The sequence below is a fragment of the Acinetobacter sp. MF4640 genome (assembly GCF_002018895.1).
In the GTDB taxonomy this organism is placed as follows: Bacteria; Pseudomonadota; Gammaproteobacteria; order Pseudomonadales; family Moraxellaceae; genus Acinetobacter; species Acinetobacter johnsonii.
In genome coordinates this window covers 72,193-95,122 of record NZ_MVOM01000002.1, presented here as the reverse complement: position 1 = coordinate 95,122, position 22,930 = coordinate 72,193, and the positions used below count along the sequence as shown (strand labels likewise).

Annotated in this window: 17 protein-coding genes and 10 tRNA genes; 8 read left to right on the top strand and 19 right to left on the bottom strand. The window is 42.4% G+C overall.

The window, feature by feature from the left end; translation table 11 throughout:
* Positions 1-26: 26 nt before the first annotated feature.
* Positions 27-2,690: a PepSY domain-containing protein gene (locus MF4640_RS01235; protein ID WP_078388419.1), complete on the top strand. Its 2,664-nt coding sequence runs from the start codon at positions 27-29 to the stop codon at positions 2,688-2,690.
* A gap of 94 nt (positions 2,691-2,784) precedes the next feature.
* Positions 2,785-3,564 (top strand): YdcF family protein, encoded by a 780-nt coding sequence (locus MF4640_RS01230; protein WP_078388418.1) that lies wholly within the window; start codon positions 2,785-2,787, stop codon positions 3,562-3,564.
* A gap of 17 nt (positions 3,565-3,581) precedes the next feature.
* Here the strand turns inward: MF4640_RS01230 and MF4640_RS01225 are convergent, their stop codons facing one another.
* The 13 genes from MF4640_RS01225 to MF4640_RS01165 all read right to left on the bottom strand — a co-directional run bounded on the left by MF4640_RS01225 (position 3,582) and on the right by MF4640_RS01165 (position 6,484).
* Complete coding sequence (locus MF4640_RS01225; protein ID WP_004981136.1) at positions 3,582-4,043, bottom strand: DUF2750 domain-containing protein; 462 nt, start codon at positions 4,041-4,043, stop codon at positions 3,582-3,584.
* A gap of 85 nt (positions 4,044-4,128) precedes the next feature.
* Positions 4,129-4,204 (bottom strand) — tRNA-Val (locus MF4640_RS01220).
* Positions 4,205-4,292: 88 nt separating this feature from the next.
* Positions 4,293-4,369, bottom strand: a tRNA-Asp gene (locus tag MF4640_RS01215).
* A 50-nt stretch (positions 4,370-4,419) separates the two neighbouring features.
* A tRNA-Val gene (locus MF4640_RS01210) sits at positions 4,420-4,495 on the bottom strand.
* Between the two features lie 64 nt (positions 4,496-4,559).
* Positions 4,560-4,636 (bottom strand) — tRNA-Asp (locus MF4640_RS01205).
* A gap of 11 nt (positions 4,637-4,647) precedes the next feature.
* A tRNA-Val gene (locus tag MF4640_RS01200) sits at positions 4,648-4,723 on the bottom strand.
* Between the two features lie 68 nt (positions 4,724-4,791).
* Positions 4,792-4,868 (bottom strand) — tRNA-Asp (locus MF4640_RS01195).
* Between the two features lie 13 nt (positions 4,869-4,881).
* A tRNA-Val gene (locus tag MF4640_RS01190) sits at positions 4,882-4,957 on the bottom strand.
* Positions 4,958-4,978: 21 nt separating this feature from the next.
* Positions 4,979-5,055 (bottom strand) — tRNA-Asp (locus MF4640_RS01185).
* A 49-nt stretch (positions 5,056-5,104) separates the two neighbouring features.
* Positions 5,105-5,181, bottom strand: a tRNA-Asp gene (locus tag MF4640_RS01180).
* A 25-nt stretch (positions 5,182-5,206) separates the two neighbouring features.
* A tRNA-Val gene (locus tag MF4640_RS01175) sits at positions 5,207-5,282 on the bottom strand.
* 306 nt (positions 5,283-5,588) lie between these two features.
* Positions 5,589-6,092, bottom strand: a complete 504-nt coding sequence (gene elsL, locus MF4640_RS01170; RefSeq protein WP_078388417.1) for a cell wall-recycling L,D-carboxypeptidase ElsL — start codon at positions 6,090-6,092, stop codon at positions 5,589-5,591.
* Positions 6,092-6,484 carry a YbaN family protein gene (locus MF4640_RS01165; RefSeq protein WP_078388416.1) on the bottom strand — a complete coding sequence of 131 codons (393 nt, stop codon included), beginning with the start codon at positions 6,482-6,484 and terminating at the stop codon, positions 6,092-6,094. Before MF4640_RS01165 ends, elsL begins: the two co-directional genes overlap by 1 nt.
* Before the next feature lie 97 nt (positions 6,485-6,581).
* On the opposite strand from MF4640_RS01165, the gene MF4640_RS01160 reads away from it, so the two are divergent.
* The 3 genes from MF4640_RS01160 to dapE all read left to right on the top strand — a co-directional run bounded on the left by MF4640_RS01160 (position 6,582) and on the right by dapE (position 9,014).
* A complete protein-coding gene (locus MF4640_RS01160) occupies positions 6,582-7,460 on the top strand; it encodes a DUF1853 family protein (protein WP_078388414.1) in 879 nt (292 codons plus the stop codon).
* 157 nt (positions 7,461-7,617) lie between these two features.
* On the top strand, positions 7,618-7,764 hold the full coding sequence (locus tag MF4640_RS01155; RefSeq protein ID WP_010326244.1) for an entericidin A/B family lipoprotein: 147 nt from the start codon (positions 7,618-7,620) through the stop codon (positions 7,762-7,764).
* A gap of 116 nt (positions 7,765-7,880) precedes the next feature.
* The gene (dapE, locus tag MF4640_RS01150; RefSeq protein WP_078388413.1) at positions 7,881-9,014 is read left to right on the top strand and encodes a succinyl-diaminopimelate desuccinylase; all 1,134 of its coding nucleotides are present in this window, start codon (positions 7,881-7,883) and stop codon (positions 9,012-9,014) included.
* Positions 9,015-9,079: 65 nt separating this feature from the next.
* On the opposite strand, the gene MF4640_RS01145 is transcribed toward dapE, so the two are convergent.
* The 6 genes from MF4640_RS01145 to pilG all read right to left on the bottom strand — a co-directional run bounded on the left by MF4640_RS01145 (position 9,080) and on the right by pilG (position 17,634).
* Positions 9,080-9,535: a hypothetical protein gene (locus tag MF4640_RS01145; RefSeq protein ID WP_078388412.1), complete on the bottom strand. Its 456-nt coding sequence runs from the start codon at positions 9,533-9,535 to the stop codon at positions 9,080-9,082.
* A gap of 4 nt (positions 9,536-9,539) precedes the next feature.
* On the bottom strand, positions 9,540-14,024 hold the full coding sequence (locus tag MF4640_RS01140) for an Hpt domain-containing protein (RefSeq protein WP_078388411.1): 4,485 nt from the start codon (positions 14,022-14,024) through the stop codon (positions 9,540-9,542).
* A 165-nt stretch (positions 14,025-14,189) separates the two neighbouring features.
* The gene (locus MF4640_RS01135; protein WP_078388410.1) at positions 14,190-16,262 is read right to left on the bottom strand and encodes a methyl-accepting chemotaxis protein; all 2,073 of its coding nucleotides are present in this window, start codon (positions 16,260-16,262) and stop codon (positions 14,190-14,192) included.
* Between the two features lie 50 nt (positions 16,263-16,312).
* Positions 16,313-16,849 carry a chemotaxis protein CheW gene (locus tag MF4640_RS01130; protein WP_004694490.1) on the bottom strand — a complete coding sequence of 179 codons (537 nt, stop codon included), beginning with the start codon at positions 16,847-16,849 and terminating at the stop codon, positions 16,313-16,315.
* 5 nt (positions 16,850-16,854) lie between these two features.
* Positions 16,855-17,223 carry a response regulator gene (locus tag MF4640_RS01125; protein ID WP_004694491.1) on the bottom strand — a complete coding sequence of 123 codons (369 nt, stop codon included), beginning with the start codon at positions 17,221-17,223 and terminating at the stop codon, positions 16,855-16,857.
* 27 nt (positions 17,224-17,250) lie between these two features.
* Complete coding sequence (gene pilG, locus MF4640_RS01120) at positions 17,251-17,634, bottom strand: twitching motility response regulator PilG (RefSeq protein ID WP_004694493.1); 384 nt, start codon at positions 17,632-17,634, stop codon at positions 17,251-17,253.
* A 280-nt stretch (positions 17,635-17,914) separates the two neighbouring features.
* Here pilG and MF4640_RS01115 point away from each other — a divergent pair, with 280 nt between their 5' ends.
* The 3 genes from MF4640_RS01115 to MF4640_RS01105 are packed head-to-tail and all read left to right on the top strand — an operon-like array spanning position 17,915 to position 22,863.
* Positions 17,915-18,553, top strand: a complete 639-nt coding sequence (locus MF4640_RS01115; protein WP_078388409.1) for a hypothetical protein — start codon at positions 17,915-17,917, stop codon at positions 18,551-18,553.
* A 57-nt stretch (positions 18,554-18,610) separates the two neighbouring features.
* Complete coding sequence (locus tag MF4640_RS01110; RefSeq protein WP_078388407.1) at positions 18,611-19,738, top strand: efflux RND transporter periplasmic adaptor subunit; 1,128 nt, start codon at positions 18,611-18,613, stop codon at positions 19,736-19,738.
* Between the two features lie 20 nt (positions 19,739-19,758).
* Entirely contained in the window at positions 19,759-22,863 is a 3,105-nt protein-coding gene (locus tag MF4640_RS01105; RefSeq protein WP_078388406.1) for an efflux RND transporter permease subunit, read from the top strand.
* Positions 22,864-22,930 lie beyond the last annotated feature (67 nt).

The window sequence follows — 22,930 nt, the reverse complement described above, 5'->3', positions numbered from 1 at the left end:
CAAATCGCTCACCATTAAGTATCGCCATGTTTAAAAAAACATTTTTCCAAGTGCATTGGTTTTTGGGAATCACTGCGGGTCTTATCCTGTCGCTTATGGGCGTCACAGGGGCCATCTATTCTTATGAACAACAAATCTTAAAATGGATGAACCCAGATAGCTACACCGTTCAAGCAACACAAAACAATAAATTAACCCCTGCTGAGCTGTATCTACATTTCCAAAAACAAGATTCTGCCATCAAAATCAATAGTATTACGATTGCTCAAGAGCCAAGCACTTCAAGTACGGTCAATATCGAGAAAGAAGGCGCACGTCGTGGTTATAACATGATGGTGAACCCGTATACTGCTGAAGTCTTACCCGAAGTTAAAGGCCGTGAGTTTTTTAACTTTATTCAACAGTTGCACCGTAATTTAACCGTCGGTTCTGTCGGTAAACAAATTACTGGCGCTTGTACCCTCATGCTTATTTTCTTTGTATTGAGTGGTCTGTACTTACGTTGGCCCAAACGTCATTCCATCAAACAATGGTTTTTTATTAAACCTAAATTGAAAGGACGCAACTTCATTTGGGATTTGCATGCTGTTGTTGGTACTTGGGTGGTGATTTTTTATCTGATCTTGGCCTGTACAGGACTGTACTGGTCTTATGATTGGTGGCGCGATGGCATGTTTAAAGTCCTTGGCGTTGAGCGCCCACAAGCACAAATGCAAGAAGGACCCCGTCCAAATACTGGTGCTCAAGGCCCACGTGGCGAACAGGCTGGTGCTCGTGGTGGCGAATCACGTGAGCAAAGTCGTGGCGGACCACAAGGTGAGCACGCTGCAAGTGGCGAACGTGGGCAAGGCGAACAACATGGCGAGCGTAAAGGCTTATCTCCTGAACAAGTACAAATAGCTTTAACCCAAACATGGACAGGATTTAATGCACAAGTTGGTCGAGACTATTCAACCCTGACCCTAAATATTCCGAAAAAGCCCGATGGTACACTTGAGCTTTCATTTGTAGATGCAATTCCACAGCATGAGCGGGCGAGAAACTCAGCGGTCTTCAACTATCAAACTGCAAAAATTGAAAAAATGGAGTTGTATGAGCAGAAGAAGCTGAATGAAAAAATCATGAGCAGTATGCTTCCTGTACACCGTGGTAGCTTCTTTGGCCCAATTTATCAATTTTTTGCTATGTTTGCATCACTGATGATGCCACTGTTCTTTGTAACCGGTTGGATGCTATATCTAAAACGTCGTAAGCAGAAGAAACTCACTCAGCAAGCCCGTGGTGGAGCTTTGAATGTTCCAGTTGATCCACATGCGAAACCATGGCTCATTGCTTATGCAACACAAACGGGTGTTTCTGAACAAATCGCTTGGCGTACTGCAACCAGCTTACAAGAAGCAAGACAACCTGTAAGTGTTAAAGCTGTCCAACACTTAACGCAAGATGACTTAAAAACTGCTGAACAAGTGCTTTTTGTTGCAAGTACTTATGGCACGGGTGAAGCACCAGACTTAGCCAGTAGTTTTGAAAAGAAATTTTTAAATACAACTTTGGATTTATCACACCTTCACTATGCTGTGTTGGCTTTAGGCTCTCAAGAATATCCTGATTCCTATTGTAGTTTTGGACATCGTATTGACCGTTGGTTAAAAGCCAATGGCGCGCATGCTTTGTTTGCAACCATTGAAGTCAACAACGCAGATAACAATGATATTCAACGTTGGAACAGTGCTCTTGCCTCTGCAACCAAACTTGAGCTTCAAGCCATGAATATTGACAAAACCTTTGATCAATGGACTTTGGCACAACGTGAAGTACTCAATCCAAACAGTGTCGGAGCACATGCTTATAATATTGAGTTAAAAACCAACTTTGATGCAACATGGCAAGCGGGTGACATTGCTGAAGTTCAACCAGGTAACAGCACAGCACGTATCCAAGCCTTTATGCAAAAGCATCACATTGCAGCACAAAGCATCGTTGAGTCTTTAGCCATTTCGATTGAGCAAGCGCTTTGGGATAAGAACCTCAACACAGAGATTGAGCCTTTTGCCAATTTGGAACATTTACTGGAACAGTTGAGCCCTTTACCTACACGTGAATACTCGATTGCAACTGTACCGACTCAACAAGTGTTACGTTTGGTCGTGCGCCAACAGCAAGATTCAGCAGGTGAACTGGGCTTAGGTTCTGGTTGGTTAACCCAACATGCCGAGCTTCAACAGCCTATCGCACTACGTATTCGTACCAATGAATCATTCCACTTGATCAATGACAACCGTCCTATCATTTGTATTGGTAACGGCACAGGCATCGCAGGCTTAATGAGTCTACTTCATGCACGCACACGCCTAGACTATACGCAAAACTGGTTGATCTTTGGTGAGCGTCAACGTGAACATGATTTCTTCTATCAAAGTACGATTGAAGCGTGGCAAACCACAGGCATGCTACAACGCTTAGATTTAGCGTTCTCGCGAGATCAGGCAGAGAAAGTCTATGTACACCATAAACTGCGTGAACAAGCCACTGAGCTTAAAACATGGGTTGAAAATGGTGCCGTAATTTATGTCTGCGGTAGCATTAATGGTATGGCGAGCGATGTCGATGCTGCCCTAATTGAAATCTTAGGCGAAGAAAAACTAGATCAACTCCGTCAAGAAGGTCGTTATCGTCGCGATGTTTACTAAACACTAAGTCTAAATGAAAAAACCGAGCCACAGCGCTCGGTTTTTTCATGCGTAAATTTGCTAGAATCATGCAAACGATAACCCACAAGCCTATATGCAAAAATCAAAAAGAGTCATTAGTTTTATTATCGGGTCATTACTGTTCGCAGACGGCTTGTATTTTGTTTTACAACTACGCTTTAATTTTGGCACCCTCTTGCCCTTATTGATTGGACTAGGTCTAATCATTTATGCACTGGCTTATCCTAAACTTATCGCCTATATTCAAAGCAATACAATCAGACAATCAATATGGCGTTGGGCTTGGGCGATTTTCTTTGTTTGGGTTTTTAGCTTAGTCATTTTCTTCGTCTTTTTAGGGTTTTCAAATCAACAAAATACCCCTCATATCGCTGCACCCGCTATTGTAGTTCTTGGGAGTGGTCTGAAGCATGGCAAACCGAGTCCAACATTGGCCAGCCGTTTAGATCAAGCGGCAAACTATGCCAAACACCATCCCAACAGCATTATGGTCGTCAGTGGTGGCCTATCTTTTCAGCAAAAAAATAGTGAAGCTGAAGCAATGCGGCAGTATCTGATTGATGTACACCATATCCCAGCACAGCGTATTTACACCGAAGATCAAAGCACCAGTACTGAGTTAAATCTGATCAATAGTAAAAAGATTTTAGCCAAGCAGCATATTTCCCTACAGCAACCGATTGCTATTGTGACCAGCGATTTTCATATCCCCCGTAGTCGTGCTATAGCCATACGTCAGGGTTATCAAACGCCTATCATGATCAGCGCTCAGACACCTCTTGCCACTCGCTATAATGCATGGTTACGTGAGTATTTTGCATATTGGAGTGGTTGGCTACTCAATGAATACTAAAATGAAATCCTCATGAATTAATGGAGGCGAATTGTCCGTGGCGATGGTAATTGTAATTGTTTAAATAATTCAGGCTTCTGCATTGAAAATTGATATAAATAGTTTTTGATATCTAATAATAATTTTTCTGGAGCAACCAAGACATTTTGCCCTTCGGGGCTTAAATTCATCGAGACCGTGGTTTTTTCTGCACGTAAGAATGGAATCACTTTTTCGACTAAATCGCTAAGACCAATACTCTGGATTTCGTAGCCCGCCCAATTATCTTTCACCAAAAGCTGTGCTAAACCTTTACTCTGCCACATCGCAAAGGAACGTTGTCCAGTCGGCGTAGCACATAAAGCCCAGCCATCTTGATATAAGGCAATAACATGGCCTTGATGCACGATAGTTTCGATAAAAAGACGATAGATTTCAAGAGGATCGTAAGCAATATTTTGATTTTTAGACGCAGCTTTGCGTTGATATGGGTTTCTCATAAATCTGTCATATTTTAAAATTATTATTGCACAGAAGTGTATGAAAACAGCTTGAGATAAGCAAGGTTTTTACGATAAGGGAATATGGTGGGCGCTGACGGGATCGAACCGCCGACATTCTGCTTGTAAGGCAGACGCTCTACCAACTGAGCTAAGCGCCCTTGAGAAATAAAAATAGCGTCGCTATTTTTATGATGTAAGAAAGAAATCTTGCTTGATTCCATTTACTAGCACAAGGGATCTAGAAAATGGCGCAGCGGACGGGGCTCGAACCCGCGACCCCCGGCGTGACAGGCCGGTATTCTAACCAACTGAACTACCGCTGCAACGGTAATTGCGAATGCAATTAGGGTCATTAAGCTTTACAGCTTGAATATGGTGGGCGCTGACGGGATCGAACCGCCGACATTCTGCTTGTAAGGCAGACGCTCTACCAACTGAGCTAAGCGCCCTGATTTAAGATTGTCAGTCTTAGTGTTCAAATTTAAGCTCAGGGACTTAAATTTATATTTTAAATGGCGCAGCGGACGGGGCTCGAACCCGCGACCCCCGGCGTGACAGGCCGGTATTCTAACCAACTGAACTACCGCTGCGTCGTAAAATATGGTGGGCGCTGACGGGATCGAACCGCCGACATTCTGCTTGTAAGGCAGACGCTCTACCAACTGAGCTAAGCGCCCTGATTAAGATTGTCAGTCTTAGTTTTTAAACCTAAGCTCAGGAACTTAAATTTAATCGATTCTTTGAATGGCGCAGCGGACGGGGCTCGAACCCGCGACCCCCGGCGTGACAGGCCGGTATTCTAACCAACTGAACTACCGCTGCATCGCAAAAAATCTGGTGGGCGCTGACGGGATCGAACCGCCGACATTCTGCTTGTAAGGCAGACGCTCTACCAACTGAGCTAAGCGCCCTCATTAAGGATTTTGTATAAATGGCGCAGCGGACGGGGCTCGAACCCGCGACCCCCGGCGTGACAGGCCGGTATTCTAACCAACTGAACTACCGCTGCACTTACACAAAGTCACTAATGTGGTACAAACAATATTAAAAATCTTAAGTGGCGCAGCGGACGGGGCTCGAACCCGCGACCCCCGGCGTGACAGGCCGGTATTCTAACCAACTGAACTACCGCTGCACGTAAGATCTTTAACGTAAAGGCTTGGTGGGCGCTGACGGGATCGAACCGCCGACATTCTGCTTGTAAGGCAGACGCTCTACCAACTGAGCTAAGCGCCCTTAACGTCTTTATCGTTTGTGAGGTGCATTATAGAGAATCTTTACAGGCTGTCAAACGCTTTTCGGCTTGTTTTCGCTTTTTTGCAATCGAGTGATTAAAAAATAGGTCAAATGGTATAAAAACAAGTATTTTCTGTATGTTATTTAACATATTTGCGAAAATTAAAATGATTATTCGCTAAATTTCTTTTCCTCAAAATACACATTTTCTATGACTAATCCCCTTCTTCTACTCAATATTCATATTTTAAATTACAGCGTTGAATACTCAATAAAATAAGCTTGCACATTTTTTAACAGCTATTTTTAGAGTTCAAGTTTATGTTCGGAAATATAAACCAGCGCATTGCAATCAATTAGTTCAAATAACTCTATGACATCCGTATTACGCATACGAATACAGCCATGCGACATCGGCATCCCCATTGGTTCACTATCTGGTGTTCCATGAATATAGATATAACGTTGATAGGTATCGCAGCCTTCCCCGCGATTGAAGCCCTCTTCTAAACCACTCAGCCATAAAATCCGAGACAAAATCCAGTCACGTTCAGGAAACTGCTTGGCTAAATCGGTGTTGTATACTTCACCTGTAGGCTTTCGAGCAATAAAAACGGCATTTTGCGGTTGCTCAGCACCATGCTTCTCAGCAACCAGATGCCAACCTCGCGGCGTTTTACCACTATTTTCAGTTTCGCCAATACCATTTTTCCCTGACGAGATCAGATAAAATTTATTCTTTTTAGGCAGCGTTAGAGTCTGTTCAGCCAGATCAATCAAGACGTCTGCATCTGCAATTACATAAGACATCAATTGTCCTCTATTTGTTTTTTATCTATTGATATATTTGGTTCTGGACGTAACCATAACCATATTGCGACAAGCAGCATGGTGGTATTGGTAAATAATTTCACTAAAAATGGTGCATTGGTTAGTAGCATGATCAGTCCACTGATCAACATCATGATACTGGCAAACCATTTCGCTTTACGTGGTACAGTTCCATTGGCACGCCATGCTCTTAACGTTGCACCATATTTAGGATGGTTGAGTAACCAAGCATCCATTTGTGGCCAACCTTTAGATGCAGCCCAAGCGGCCAAGATCAGAAAAACAGTGGTTGGCATACCCGGCAACAGTGCACCGATAAAGCCTAGGATGACAAAGATCACCACTAAACAACGCCAAAACAACGTTTTCATACCACTTTCCTGAGCACTGAATTGCGGTAGTATAAAGTGTTTTTTAATTTTATCCGTTGTCCTTCTGCATATTTAGCTTCTTTTTTAAGGCACTCACATGCATCTCATTTCACAGCATCAGTTGTTCGAACCTTGGCTCCAATTCAAACATCCATTGGTTCGCCAGTTAGCTTTTGCTGTAGCAAGTCCAAACATTTTGTCTGCGTTGCCATCAGAGCTCGATATACAACATACTTTTCATTTTCATCCCTCACAGATCTGGCAACAGCACTTTCAAACCTATTTACCTCGCCTTAAACAGCTCGATCAAGGCCCTAAAGAACTTGAAGACTTTATGGCTCAGTTGAAAAGTACCCGTCTAGGTCTACGCTTTGAAATGTTCATGTGGTTTTGGTTACGGGATCATCGCTATCATGCATATGAATTATTGGGGCATAGTATTCAAATCATTGATGGGGCACGGACTACAGGTGAGCTGGACTTCTTAATTAAAAATACCGAAACCAATCAAATCGAGCATTGGGAAGTCGCGTTGAAATATTATTTGGGTGAAACAGATCTGAGCTTAACCACATGGTATGGGTTGAATCGTACCGATACTTTAAACCGAAAACTAAAACACTTTACCCATAAACAGTTTCAATTCCAGCAAGCTTTAGACACAGACATTCAGACGCGCTTTTCCGTTTTAAAGGGGCAACTCTTTCTCCCTCTAACAAATGGTTTCACGGCAGTTGATGCTTTAAATCAATACTCCCTTCCCAATTGGCTCAATCCTGACCGTCGACTAGGTACTTGGGGTAACATCATTCCAACGACCGACTTAAATTACTATCGCCTACAGCGTCAAGAGTGGATTTGCCCAAATGCGGAAGTCAGCAGCGAAAATGCACATTGGTGGACCAATGGCCTGTACTTACAAAATCAAAACAATCAGTTTTATATGTACCGAAATCCAAATTTGATTTTAACTTGATTTTGCAGAAGTTAGTTTATACAAAAATACATAACGCAACATACGCTTACTCATCTCCTGTAAAACGATGCTATTGTTTAAAGTGTTTATTTTTTAATCTTAAACAACATCAGAACAAAATCATTTGATGAATACACTAAAAATTTTGGAGACAGCGATGAAAAAAATTGTTTTAAGTTCACTAGTGATGCTTTTTGTTTTAACAGGCTGTAATACCGTCAAAGGTATGGGTAAAGATGTCTCTTCAGCAGGTAATGCTGTATCACATACCGCTGAAAAAACCCAAGATGAAATCCGCAAGTAGTTAATATTTGCATAAAAACCTTATCAATAGATAAGGTTTTTTTATTGCTAAGTTTCGCATTCCAGAGATTAATCGCCTATTATAGTGCCGACTGTTTTATTGACTTTGAAATGCGCATGACCTCTTCTGCTACTCTCGATTTAAGCCTCCAACTTTTACGTCAGCCATCGGTTACACCTGTGGACCACAACTGTCAAAATATTATGGCTGAACGCTTAAAAAAAATTGGTTTCAACATTGAGTCTATGCGCTTTGATGATGTTGATAATCTATGGGCACGAAAAGGTACTGAAGCACCTGTATTCTGCTTTGCGGGTCATACCGATGTCGTTCCTACAGGTAATTTAGATGCTTGGAACTCAGACCCATTTGCCCCTGAAATTCGTGATGGCAAGCTTTATGGTCGTGGCAGCGCAGACATGAAAACTGCCTTGGCTGCAATGGTGGTTGCTTCTGAGCGCTTTGTTGCGAAACACCCAAATCATAAAGGCTCAATCGCGTTCCTCATCACCTCAGATGAAGAAGGTCCATCGATCAATGGCACAGTCAAAGTGATCGAGACACTCGAAGCCCGTAATGAAAAAATGAAGTGGTGTTTGGTGGGTGAACCTTCAAGTACACATCAACTGGGTGATATTGTTAAAAATGGTCGTCGTGGTTCACTCAATGCAGTACTGACAGTGAAAGGAAAACAAGGTCACGTGGCTTATCCACATTTGGCCATTAACCCGATTCACATGGCCTCTAAAGCCGTTGCTGAACTCTGTGATACGGTTTGGGATCAGGGCAACGAATACTTCCCTGCGACATCGTTCCAAGTGTCCAATATTCAAGCTGGTACAGGGGCAACCAATGTCGTCCCAGGTACCATGATCGTGACTTTCAATTTCCGTTATTCAACTGAATTAACCGCTGAAGAATTAAAAGCACGTGTTTTAGAAATTTTGGATCGACATGGTTTAGTCTACGACATTAAATGGACACACTCAGGCTTACCATTCCTGACGCCAGTGGGTGAGTTGGTGAATGCGGCTAAAAATGCTATTCGTAATGTGACTGGTGTAGAAACTGAGCTTTCAACCTCAGGCGGGACATCAGATGGTCGCTTTATTGCACCTACAGGTGCTCAAGTACTTGAACTTGGTGTTCTCAATGCCAGCATCCATCAAATTGATGAACATGTGAATGTTGCTGATCTTGAACCGCTTGCTGAAATTTACGAACAAATTTTAGAAGGCCTTTTGGCATAAGCGTACAAGCCCATATAAAAAAGGAACTCAATTGAGTTCCTTTTTTATTGCATTCAAACTTAAGCTTAAAGACCTAAACTCGCCTGAATTTTATTTAAATTCGGTACGTGGTAAGTCTCATCCCCCATACGCACTAGCTGGAAAATGGTGGGATCATTCACAGGGCTTTCATCATCAACAATTTCAGAAATACGTAAACGAATCGACTTCGGCATTTCATTACACATCAAAGCAAAGCGCTGAGAAGCATCATCCCCTTCAATCACCAGAGCCACCCCTTCCATTTGGTCAGGACGGTTGATGGCATAAACAGGCAGATGAAGATCATGCCATTCCACCGTTTTCACTTGCGTATCACTATCGAGCGCTGAAAGTACAATATTTTGCGGCAAGAGCATGGGGTTTTTACCATGACACTCAATAATATAAGCATCAATAAAACCTGTTGATACCGTAATCAGGTATTGCAATTCTTGCTGACTGATTTGCTCATTCATGCTCTTTGAAACATTTGCATTCATTTATTTACCCCTGCTTTTCAGCCAATAACTGCTGAATGTTGGCAAGTAATTCTGCCTCTTGGAATGGTTTGCCCATGTAGTGTGTCACGCCCAAGCTGAAAGCACGTTCACGGTGTTTTTCACCCGTACGCGATGTAATCATAATAATCGGCAAGTTCTGGTGAATTTCGTGGTGACGAACCAAGTTCGTTACTTCAAAACCATCCATACGTGGCATTTCAATATCCAGCAACATCAAGTCTGGTTTAACACTCTCCAGCTGCTCCATCGCATCGACACCATCTTTTGCAGTCACAATATCAAAGCCTTGGCGCTCTAATAAGCGCGATGTGACCTTACGAACCGTGACCGAGTCATCCACAATCATCACTAAACGACGCGTATCCTGATGGCGACCAAAATCACGGTGATCGGCGGCATGCGTCACACGCTTGGTACTTAAAATCTGACGTGCAATGTTCTGCCCATCTAAAATCAAACACACATGGCCATCACCCAAAATCGTTGCACCCGCAATTGCACCAATGCTGGCAAACTGTTGTCCAACCGGCTTCACTACAATTTGCGCACGTGAACCAATCAGCTGATCAACCAACAATGCAATGGTTTGTCCACTGTTGCCTTTAATTAACAACACTGGCAATGAATGTCCAATATTACTCAAACGCGGAATCGGCTGATTGGATAAAAACTCAGATAAATAGCGCAGTTTATAACTCACACCATCAATTTTGAATTGGTCATCTTTGCTGTGGAAATAGTGATCCAGTGCTGTTGGAGCAATACGCACAATACGATCAATCTGCGCCAATGGAATCGCATATTGTTGATCACCGGCTTTCACCATCAAGGCATCACTCACCGCTACCGTAGTCGGTACGCGAATAATGAAGGTCGTACCGAATCCAATTTCCGATTCAACCGTGACATGTCCGCCCAGTGCTTTAATTTCACTTTGCACCACATCAAGACCGACACCACGTCCAGAAATTTGCGTCACTTCTTTGGCCGTACTAAAACCCGGATGGAAAATAAACTGCAAGATTTCCTGTTTATCTAGCACTTGATCGGTTTTAATTAAACCTAAATTTAGCGCTTTCGCTTTAATCGTGCTTTCATCAATACCCTTACCATCATCTTTAAAGCTGACGATAACATCCGTACCTTGACGACTAATGTTCAGTTCAATTTGGCCTGTCGCTGATTTTTTCGCAGCACTACGTTGTTCCGCATCTTCAATACCGTGGTCGATTGCGTTACGTAGCATATGCTCAAACGGCGTAACCAAACGTTCAAGAATCGTACGGTCTAATTCACCTTCTGTGTTATGGACGACCAGTTCCGTTGGACGGTTCAAGGTTGATGCAGTCTGACGCACAATACGCTGCAAACGCGGCAACATACGGGAGAACGGTACCAAACGTGTCCGCATTAAGCTTTCTTGAATCTCTGCTTGAATACGGGATTGTTGTAATAACAAGCCTTCCGCATCACGAATTTTCTCAGCCAAAGTGCTCTTAAAGTCGACCAAATCCGAAGCTGATTCGGCTAAGGATTTAGACAATTGATTCAGCGATGAATATTGGTCCATTTCCAAGGGGTCAAAGTCTGCGTAGCGCGAGTTTTCAGAACCATGCTTCGCAATAATTTGACTCTCAAGCTCGCCTTCCATTCGACGTAACTGATCTGCCAAACGCTTAATTGCAAGCTCCATCTCGTTCAACGTATTGCCGAGTTGACCTAAATCCATTTCAATACGTGAACGGTTAATTGCATTTTCACCTGATAGGTCGATCATTTTTTCAACCAAATCAGCTGAGATACGGATCATCTCATTACCGCCATCCAAGTGAGTCGTTTCTTTCCACTCACCCAGCATTGCTGGCGGCTCCGTACCATCACCCTGCACAAACTCAAAACTTGGTACCGCATTGAGTAAATCAATTTGAGTTACACGCGTCGGTAATTGCGCAATCACATCCACATAATCAATAGATGCTAAGCTATTTTTCAAACCATCATAATTACTGAAATCACGTTTGAAGATGGCTTGTTTTAACCATTCAAATGCAGTTTGCAATAATGGGTCATACACGTTTGAACTGAAATTATGTACAGCAAATTGCTCAAATGTGGTTTCTAGTTCATAAGCAATCGCACCAACGGGTTCATTCTCCGCCATACGCGCGCCGCCTTTTAAGCTGTGCGCAGCACGTTGCAATTGTAGTAACACACTACGGTCACTACGTTGTTCAGTCCACTGTTTCAGTAAGCCATCCGTAGTCGCTAAAATTTCTTCAGCTTCTTCCAAGAAGGTTTCTTCAACAATTGATAAAAGACTGGCTGCTTCTTCTTGGACAAGTGACGGAGTATCCAGCTGTTCAACTACCGTAACATCAGTGTTTTCAACTACACTCGACGCTTCAATCGTAGTTGCCGACTCAACAGCAGCTGTTTCTGTTTCAACTTCAATTATTCTATCTACATTAGATAAAGGTTCTTGAACTGGAGGCTGAGCCTCTTCAATTGCTGCAACAAACGCTTCAACTAAAGGCTCGGATACTGTAGTTGTAACAGTCGTACCCTCAACTAAGCTCTGAATGTTATGCAGTACCTTGATGGTTGCTGTTGCTGGATAATCAACCTTCTCGGTGCGAATGACCTGAATTCGGTCTGCGACGTCATCCTGTACTAAACGTATGATGCTGATCAACTGTGGCGTTGTGGCAATTTGCTGACGAATCACACGTTCATAAATAGACTCTAATTCGTGTGCAATCGAACCAATAAAAGGTGCAGAAATCATATTGGCACCACCTTTTAAGGTGTGCAAATAACGCATTAAATTATTGAGTGCCGCGGTATCATTGCCATTTTTAGACCAAGTATTGAGATCCTGATCCATCCCCATCAATAATTCTTCAGCTTCTTCCAAGAAGATATCAAGCAAATCATCATCAAAATCGGTATTGGCCGTATTCGATTGCTTGTACTGATGATCCGATGCAATTTGCTGCGAAATCTGTGCAAGATCAAGGCTTGGTTGTAAAGTATTTCCAGAAACAATAGCCTCAGCAACAGGTTCAGTTACCGTCTTCGAAGTCGATTCAACATCTTGCTGTACGAAAGCCATTAATTCATTCAGAACTTTATGCACTTCTTCAGTCAGAATGACGCGCTGACCCGCAGCTAAAGTATCAAATAAATGGATAAATTCTTGATGTGCCTGACCAAATAACTCGTATGCATAATCTACATTGAGTAATTCTGGCTTTTCCAGTAAGGCTTGATAACCCGCATATAGCTCAGAAGTAAAGTCATGAATTCCTTGAGCAGCACGGTTATTGGTGAATTCTAGCAATTGTTTTGCTTGTTCACCTAAGTGCTGAATATATTCAGGATATTCAACCTTAGCACGCTGATCAAACTCAAACTCGGCATCAAGCAGCAGATCAATATTTAACTCGATCAGCTTCGAGACCATACCTTGTGGGTTCAGTTCATCGTCTACGTCTTCTATACTGAAACCATAGTTATCCCAAGCCGTAGTAAACGTGGCATAAATTACATCAAGCTGTTCGTTCGTACCACGCCCAAGCACATGTAAATAGTCACGTACAAATTCAGCATATTGGGTGAGTAAAGAGATTTCCTTCGAGGTAGAAACGATCTCTTCTTGTACCAAGGTTTTAAATAGATTTTCGACTTTTGAGCTGGCATTAAAGACATGCTCAATTTGCGCCATAGACGAACTACCGCGCAATGTATGTAAAGCACGGATTAAACCATTGTAATCTTGTACCTTGGTTTCATCTGCATTTAAGAACTGATCGATAGTCGCTAAATGGTCTTCCGCTTCTTCAATGAAGATCGCTAAAGTTTCTTCAAGGACATCATGCACTTGATCATCCTGCTCAGAAACGTCTGCAACTTGTGGCTCAGATTCAGCCACTTCAATATCGCTCAGCTCTAATCCCGTCACGACATCATTACTATTTAGATGATTAGACAGTTGTAGCAACTCTTCTAGAGCAGGTTCTAAACTTTGATTTTGTTGTAATTGTTGTCCAATTAAAACCAATGGACGAAGGTCAAGATCAATTTCCTGTACCGCTTTAAAAGTCGGATACAGTTTAAATTGATACAGTTTAAATACCGTCTTAGCAAATTTTTGAACCGTTGCCGTAAGCGGTACAGCACCTGAAATCACACGATTTAAGGTGTCTTCAACTGCCCATGCTGTTTCACCTGCTGACTTTGCCCCCACCATACGACCGGAGCCTTTTAAGGTATGGAAGTGACGACGTATGCTCAACAAGGTTTCTTGATGGGTCGGTTCAGCGTACCACTTTTCAAATAATGGATCTAAGTCAACGAAGATTTCTTCAATTTCTTCAACAAAAATTTCAAGAATTTCTGCATCTTGATCTAGATAACTATCTTCCGGAAGCGTTGTCGTTTCAACTAAATGTTTTAATATTTCTTTCATAGCTAAGGCTTCTTGCGTTGTCAGCTACCCAAAAAAGGTGCATAAACTTCATTATAACCATCATCCCAAACCAGTCTTTTTGCGCAAACTAATTGAGTTGATGTGTATCCTGATTTTGGTATGCCACTCAGACAATGAGCAGCATACCTCCCCCAAAGCAAGCGCTTAATCAGGCAGTTTAAAGTCTGTTACAGACTCACGTAACGCTTCCGCCATGTTCGCAAGTTCAGAGACTGAACGGGCTGTATCGAAAGTCGCAGTGGTGGTTTGTGAGGTAATTTCTTGTACGACATTCATCGTAGTTGCAATATGACCTGCAGATGCGGATTGTAGCTTTGCTGCATCCGAAATGTTTGCAATCAATTTCGCCAAATTACTCGATACGTTTTGAATCTCATCCAGTGCAACACCCGCATCCTTAGATAAGTTCGCACCACGTACAACCTCAGACGTGGTTTGTTCCATCGAAATTACAGCTTCGTTGGTGTCGGTCTGAATGGTTTTTACCAGTGTTTCAATCTGCTTGGTTGCTGAAGCTGAACGCTCTGCAAGGCGCTGTACTTCATCCGCAACCACGGCGAAACCACGACCTGCTTCACCTGCCATCGATGCTTGGATCGCTGCGTTTAAAGCCAAGATGTTCGTTTGGTCGGCAATATCGTTAATCAAGGCAACGATGTTACCAATCTCTTGCGAAGATTCACCCAAACGTTTAATACGTTTAGAGGTTTCTTGAATCTGCTCACGAATAATATCCATACCTTCAATTGAACGGTTTACAACGTTCGCGCCATTTGCAGCAATTTTTACTGAACGTTCTGCTACCACCGCTGATTCTTCAGCGTTTGAAGATACTTGGTCAATTGACATTGCCATTTCGTTAATCGCGGCAGATGCACCTGCAATTTCTTGCGCCTGATGTTCAGATGCTTCGGCTAACTGGTTGGTAATCCCCTGCGTACTTGCCGTATATTGTGCAACCTCTTGAGAAGTTTCGGTAATACGCGAAACAAGGTCTCGTAATTGGTCAATTGCGAAGTTAATCGAGTCGGCAATTGCACCAGTGAAGTCTTCAGATACCGTTGCATATGAACGTAAGTCACCATCTGCAAGATCGGCAATCTCATCCAGTAAACGTAAAATCGCGTTTTGGTTACGATCATATTCATCTTGTAGACGAGATACACGTTTTTTATCTGATTCGCCACGAAGTACGAGTAATTTAAATACACAGAACAAGAAGGCAATCAGGGCTAGAATTAGACCCAAGGCAGGAATTGCAATTGCTAAACCTGTACCACCTGACAATTTGTTCAAATTACTTAACAAAGCATCCGATTGTTCAAAAATCGATGATGACGCTTGGCGTACTTTAACGATTTGTGATGAGTTCTTTAAGACCGTTGCTGCTGCTGACTTCAGTACATCATCATATTCAGATTGAATACTGGTTAAAGAGTCACGCATTTCAGGGTCATTAATACGCTCTACACCTAAGTCCGCACTGCCATTTAACTGTGCGTTTAAGTATGACGCAAAAGTTTCTGTATCTGAGCTAAAGTCATCCGCAGATTCACGCGAGTTGTCTGAACCGGTTAATACCGAACCAATTGAACGTAAAATACGTTCCGCAATGAATACTTGGTTTTTTGCAATCACGACTTGGTTGGCTGGCACATTTTGACGTGCCATTTGGTCAACCATTAAGTTATATTCGGCCTGAATCCCCGGAATACTTTCACTAATCGCAATGTTGGTATCGTAGAGTTGGTTAATGATTTTTTGTTGTGATGCAATTAAATCAATATTTTCAGAAACTTTTTTCCACTGCGTATCTACTTCACGCAATGCGTCTGTACTCGGGTGAATATCTTTTACTGTTTCTAAATTTTCAGCAAAAGACTTTTGTGATTCTGTCAGTTTTTTAATGGCTTCAGGGGTACCTGACGCTGTTGCTTCAGTTGCCTGACGCGAAATCGTTTGTGATAAAAGACGTAAATCACCCAAGCTACGGGTGAATTCGTTATTTCGAGGTACGCTATAGAATAGGTACAACAGTAAGAAAATTGCCAGTACGATACAAAATGCCGCACCCAAAATTAATGGCTTGGACTTTTCACTATCACCAAATACACGTGAAAACTGTTCCGTCTGTGATTGAAGTTTTGCTACTAAAGCATTTCCACCTGAGCGGTTACTGCTTCCATCCGTATTTTTCTTTTTAAGTTTAAAGCCCATGCAGCTTCTCCCCGATTTACGCCCTTATAATTTCGCGCGCGACAATGATATTAATTTATAAATTTTATAGATGCGTTCATATACTTTGGATTGTCTAATAAGCGACTGAATAAGAAAACATGCCATTGTTGGTTATGTTGGTGAAAATACCCTTGGCAATATTCTTTTAAATTCCGATCTAAATCTTCATGTTTAGAAAAGAAACTTTTCTTATTAAAGTGCTGAATCCCCAGAACCTGATCTACAACTAAACCGACATAGTGGTCATTATGACTAATACAGAGTACTTTTTGAGTTGGTGAATACGCACTGCGATGCCCTGATACATAGTGCGCTAAATCAGCAACAGAAAGTAAACGTCCTCGAATATTGGCCAAACCCACAACCCAAGGCTGAGTATTTGGCACTAAGGTATATTTCGGAGGATAAATCACCTCTGCAACTTCACCTAATGGCGCAACGAAATATTGCCCCATCATCTCAAAAGCAATGCCCGACCAGCGGTTTACCTCATTTTCGTTTGAAACGTAGTTTTTATTACCACGTTTAGCAAGTCGAAGTAATTCGATAAATCCATTTGCTGCCATAGAGCTTATCCTGCGTTCAGGTGTTGCTTAATCACATCAATCAGTTGGTTTTCATCAACAGGCTTGGTTAAATAATCACATGCACCTTGACGCTTACCCCATACACGGTCTGTAGCCTGATCTTTAGTACTGACGATCACTACGGGAATGTGTTTTGTTGTTGCGCCACGCGCAATTTGACGGGTTGCTTGGAAGCCATTAACGCCTGGCATCACCACATCCATCAACACAAGATCAGGAAGTTCAGCTTGAGCCATGGTTACACCATCGGCACCATTCGACGCTTCAATCACTTCAAAACCGTGTTTCCCCAAAATTTCTTTAAAGCGGAATGTCTCTGTAGGTGAGTCATCCACAATTAAAATACGCGCCATAATTTCCCCCAATTACACTTATATTATTTATGCTGAAACGTGATTACGAATCGCATTTAATAATTCATCTTTACTAAACGGCTTTGTTAAATATTCATCTGAACCGACAACACGCCCTTTGGCTTGGTCAAATAGACCATCTTTGCTAGAGAGCATTACGACAGGAATATTTTGATAATTTTGTGAATTTTTGATTAATGCACACGTTTGATAGCCATCGAGACGCGGCATCATAATGTCGACAAATACGATATCAGGATTGGCTTGAGCAATTTTTGACAATGCGTCAAAACCATCGACTGCAGTCACCACTTCACAACCTTCGCGTTGCAATAATGTTTCAGCTGTGCGACGAATGGTTTTTGAATCATCAATGACCATTACTTTTAGATTCTGGAATTTATCGTCCATTTAATATGACCCTTCCCATTTTTAGAATGTTTGTAGAAACAGATTCGTAGACGCTTTACAAGTTACGTACACTTTTAACATATATTTACTTATATTTTCAACGAACAGTTTCCGCATAAAACCACACTTCATCTTCTTTTCAAGAACGACTTCACACTTTCCTATACCCGTCGATTTTTTTTTGACTGATTATATTTTTTATTCCTAAATTTAGGACTAATATAGCACTATTTATTGCTTGTAAATAAGTAATTTAGTCAACTTTAAACTGGGGGTATCGATGCTTAGGGAGTTTAATCACAAACTTGCTTTGATCGTAAAAAAAAGGATGACTGCGAAAGTCATTTTGCTGGCTTTGCTAAGTTTGCAGACCATCTCGATTATGGCCGATCCACCTAAAGCGGTCTGGTATCGATATTACGACAGTAAAGGCATCGCAAACGTCAGTAGCAGTGTCACCCCCAACCATATTCGTTATGGTTATGAAGCACTCGATAGCAACATGCAAGTGATTCAACGGGCACGTCCATACAACGCAGAAAAAGATGCGCAATATGCGCCACAACGTGCAGCAGTAGCCAAGCAGCGCGAGTCAGATCTTAAATTAAAACGTGCTTATACCAACAGCCAAGTCGCCACTCAAAAACGCAATACTGCCCTTTCCTATATCTTAAAACAGATTAAGTTTCAGCAAGATGAATTAAAACAATTACAGAATGACCGTATTGGATTCTTACGCCAAGAAAAAGAGAACATGCGTAAAGGCAAAAGCAATCCGAAACCGCTCCAAGATATGATTGATTATAATTCCAAAAATATTGTGATGAAAAAAGAGCAAATACAATCGTTACAAAGTCACTATCGTAATACCAAGGCTGAATACGACAGAATTATTGCTCGTTTAAAAACACTTGAATAATCTGCGTCTTATTTACAGTGTGCTGACTTTCGCCGCTAGACCAAAGGATTTGACTCAATGCAGGCTGCACTACGTATAAAACCCAAATTAAGCCAACAAGTGCTCCCTATTTTTAAACTCAGCCCGCTGTGTTTGTGCTTACTCCTCTCGGCCTGCCAAAAACAAGACGAAGTCACCTCCCCTACTTCATCTGGAGCTAAAATAGAACTTATCGCAGAAGACTTAGTCCAGTTCCAAGAAGGGCCTTCTATCCAACGTACCGCCTTTACTGGCACCATTCGAGCCGTCAATCAAAGTTCCATTCAGGCTCAAGTGACAGCGACAGCCACCGCAGTCTCCGCTCAAGTTGGACAAGCCGTTCAAAAAGGGCAAGTGCTGGTTCGATTGAACAATCAAGATAATGCTGCGCGTCTTGCCCAAGCTCAAGCCAATCTTGCATCAACCCAAGCCCAAGCCAATCTTGCAAAAAGCATGGTTCAAAGAAAAAAACGTTTACTCGACCAGGGCTTTATTTCTAAAGTAGAATATGAACAAAGCCTTGTGGACTATCAAGCTCAATTAGAAAATGTTCGTGCGCAACAAGCCAATGTTGATATTGCAGAAAAAGCGGATCGCGATGGCACTATTGTAAGCCCGATTTCAGGGGTTATTACTCAACGTCAGGTGGAACCTGGACAAACGGTATCCGCGGGACAAACCCTATTTGAAATCATTGATCCGAGTCATTTAGAAATACAGGCCAAAATTCCAAGTGATCTACAAGCTGCTTTAAGTTTGGGAGAAAAAATTGAATATCGGTTGCAAGGCAATCCTCAAAAACTGACAGCCAAGCTTACTCGTATTTCTCCGATTGCAGACCCCGCAAACCGTCAAATTGAGTTTTTTGCTCAGCCAATTGAAAGTATTAATTCATTGAGTATCGGTACCTTTGTGGAGGGGAATATACTTGGTTCACAGTCCATAACAGGCCAAATTATCCCGCTTGATACCATTCATGATATACAAAATTCGCCTTATGTTTGGGTGATTCGCCACAATAAAATTGAACGTATTCACATAAAAGTATTGGAACAACGCTATAGCAACAACAGTGCTGTGGTTCAGGGACTACAAACTGGCGACCGCATCAGTCGTATAAAGTTTAATGAAAAAGATTTGCATCAAATGGTGACAATCAATCCATAAAATAAGAAAAGGTTGTTGCTATGTGGTTAACCCGTATTAGTGTGAAATATCCTGTTTTTACCATCATGATGATGTTCTGTCTGATGGTTTTAGGCTTAGCCTCTTGGCAAAGAATGGGGGTTGACGAGTTCCCTGATGTCGATTTCCCCTTCGTGGTGGTTTATACCACCTATCCAGGGGCATCGCCTGAAACGGTTGAGTCTGAAATCACCAAGAAAATGGAAGACCAAATCAATACCATTTCAGGTTTAAAACAGGTCATTTCTCAGTCTAGCGAAGGCTTATCGACCATTATTGGTGAATTTGATCTCGATGTTTCTTCTGCTATAGCCGCGCAAGATGTCCGCGATAAAATTGCACCGGTCACCGCAAAATTTCGAGACGAAATTCAAGACCCGATCGTTGAACGTTACGATCCTTCTGCCAATGCCGTGATGTCAATTGTATTTGAATCACAAAACATGTCACTAAAAGAGCTCAGTTCTTATTTGGATCAGCGCATCGTTCCACAGTTTAGAACCGTTTCTGGTGTCGGGACAGTCAACTTGTTGGGTGATGCCAAGCGACAAATTCGCATACAGATTGAACCTGAAAAATTACAAAGTTTTGGGATTGGTATTGACCAGATCATCAACACGCTAAAAGCTGAAAATGTCGAGGTTCCGGGTGGAACGCTGAAACATGGTAACAGTGAACTTGTGGTCGAAATTAAGTCTAAAGTGATTCATCCTTTAGCCTTCGGCGATTTGGTGATTGCCAATAAAAATGGTGTACCGATTTATTTGCGCCAAGTTGCAAGCATTTCAGACAGCCAAGCCGAACTTGAGTCAAGTGCCTATTTAGATGGTAAAACCGCGGTTGCGATTGATATTTTACGCAGTTCCGATTCAAATGTGATTGACGTGGTCGATGGTGCTTATGAGACCTTAGCAGATATTCAAAAACAGTTACCTGAAGGCACCACAGCAAAAGTCGTGGTAGATTCATCCAAAGGCATTCGTAACAGCATCACCGATGTTGCACGTACCATTATTGAAGGTGCAGCTCTTGCCGTTTTGATTGTCCTGCTGTTTTTAGGCTCATTCCGTTCCACAGCCATTACAGGAATGACCCTGCCGATTGCCCTCCTTGGCACTCTGACGTTTATTTGGATCTTTGGCTTTAGCATCAATATGATGACCTTACTGGCACTATCACTCAGCATTGGTCTACTGATTGATGATGCGATTGTGGTACGTGAAAATATTGTGCGACATGCAGACATGGGCAAAGACCCTGTCACAGCAGCCCTTGATGGGACTAAAGAAATTGGACTCGCTGTTTTAGCCACTACCTTAACCATTGTTGCGGTGTTCTTACCTGTGGCATTTATGGGCGGTATTATTGGTCGATTTTTCTATCAGTTTGGCGTAACCGTCAGTACTGCTGTGCTGATCTCCATGTTTGTCAGCTTTACTTTAGATCCAATGCTATCTGCGCATTGGGCTGAACAGCATAATCCACATAAGCCACCAAATCGAATCAAACGTTTTTTCAATTGGATTTCTGGCAAACTAGATAATCTCAGCCATGGCTATGAGAAATTACTCAAGCTTGCTCTGCGCTTCCGACTCATCACCCTCATGATTGCTGTGGCTTCACTGTTCGGTGCATTAGGCTTATCTAAACTGATTGGAACAGAGTTTGTCCCTGTTCCAGATAAAGGTGAGATTCGGATTAAGTTCGAAACACCTGTCGACGCCTCTTTGGAATATTCACAAGCTAAACTGCTGCAAGTCGATAAAATTATTCAGCAGCACCCTGACGTTCGAGCAACTTATGCGGTGATTAATGGCGTTACGGATCGTGGTAAAAACCATGTCAGTATTCGCGTAACCGTTACGCCACGCACAGAGCGTAAGAAAAGCTTAACCGACTTAAACAATGAGTTCCGCCAACGCCTACAACAAGTAGGTGGCATTACTGTGACCTCAATTGCCTCGGCAGATGAAACGGTATCGGGCGGACAAAAGCCCGTAATGATTTCCATCAAAGGTCCTGACTTAGCCGAACTCCAGAAGATATCAGACCGCTTTATGGCTGAAATTGCGCAAGTCAAAGGCATTGTCGACTTAGAAAGCTCACTTAAAGCCCCTAAACCGACTTTAGGCGTGCATATTAATCGGGTCTTAGCCAGCGATTTGGGGCTATCGGTCAACCAAATTGCCAATGTCATTCGCCCACTGATTGCAGGGGATGATGTCACCACATGGCAAGACAACAAAGGCGAAACTTATGACGTTAACCTGCGCCTAACTGAAAATGCGCGTAGCTTACCTAGTGATGTACAAAACCTTTACCTCACATCGCAAAAAATGGATGCCAATGGTCAAGCTTTATTGATTCCCCTTTCTAGTGTTGCACATTTAGAAGAAAGTCTGGGGGCATCGCAGATTAATCGTCGCGATCTAGCAAGGGAAGTCTTAGTCGAAGCCAACACAGCAGGTCGTCCTGCAGGCGATATTGGTGTAGATATTAAAAAAATTGAAGACAACTTTGACCTTCCAGCAGGTTATAGTTTTGACACGCAAGGTTCAAACAAAGACATGGCTGAATCCGCAGGTTATGCCATGACCGCAATCACCTTATCCATTGTGTTTATTTATATTGTGCTAGGTTCTCAGTTTAATAGTTTTATTCACCCTGCGGCGATTATGGCTTCCCTACCACTATCATTGATTGGGGTGTTTTTAGCGCTCTTCTTATTTAATTCCACCATGAATTTATTTTCCATTATCGGCATTATTATGCTGATGGGGTTGGTGACGAAGAATGCGATTCTATTGATCGATTTCATTAAAAAAGCCATGGATCACGGCGTTGATCGTTATCAAGCGATTATTGATGCGGGTAAAACACGTCTACGCCCTATTCTGATGACCACAAGTGCCATGGTGATGGGCATGGTGCCTCTGGCTTTAGGGCTAGGTGAAGGGGGGGAACAAAGCGCACCTATGGCACATGCAGTGATCGGCGGTGTCATTACATCGACACTGCTGACCTTGGTGGTGGTTCCTGTGATCTTCACCTATTTAGATGACTTTAAGAACTTTATGCTGCGTCAAGTACGTAAAACCATGTCATAATAATCAACATTTTTCTGAGGCGGTGTCGACATGCCTCCTCATTTTTTATCGTATAATCTTTGACTTT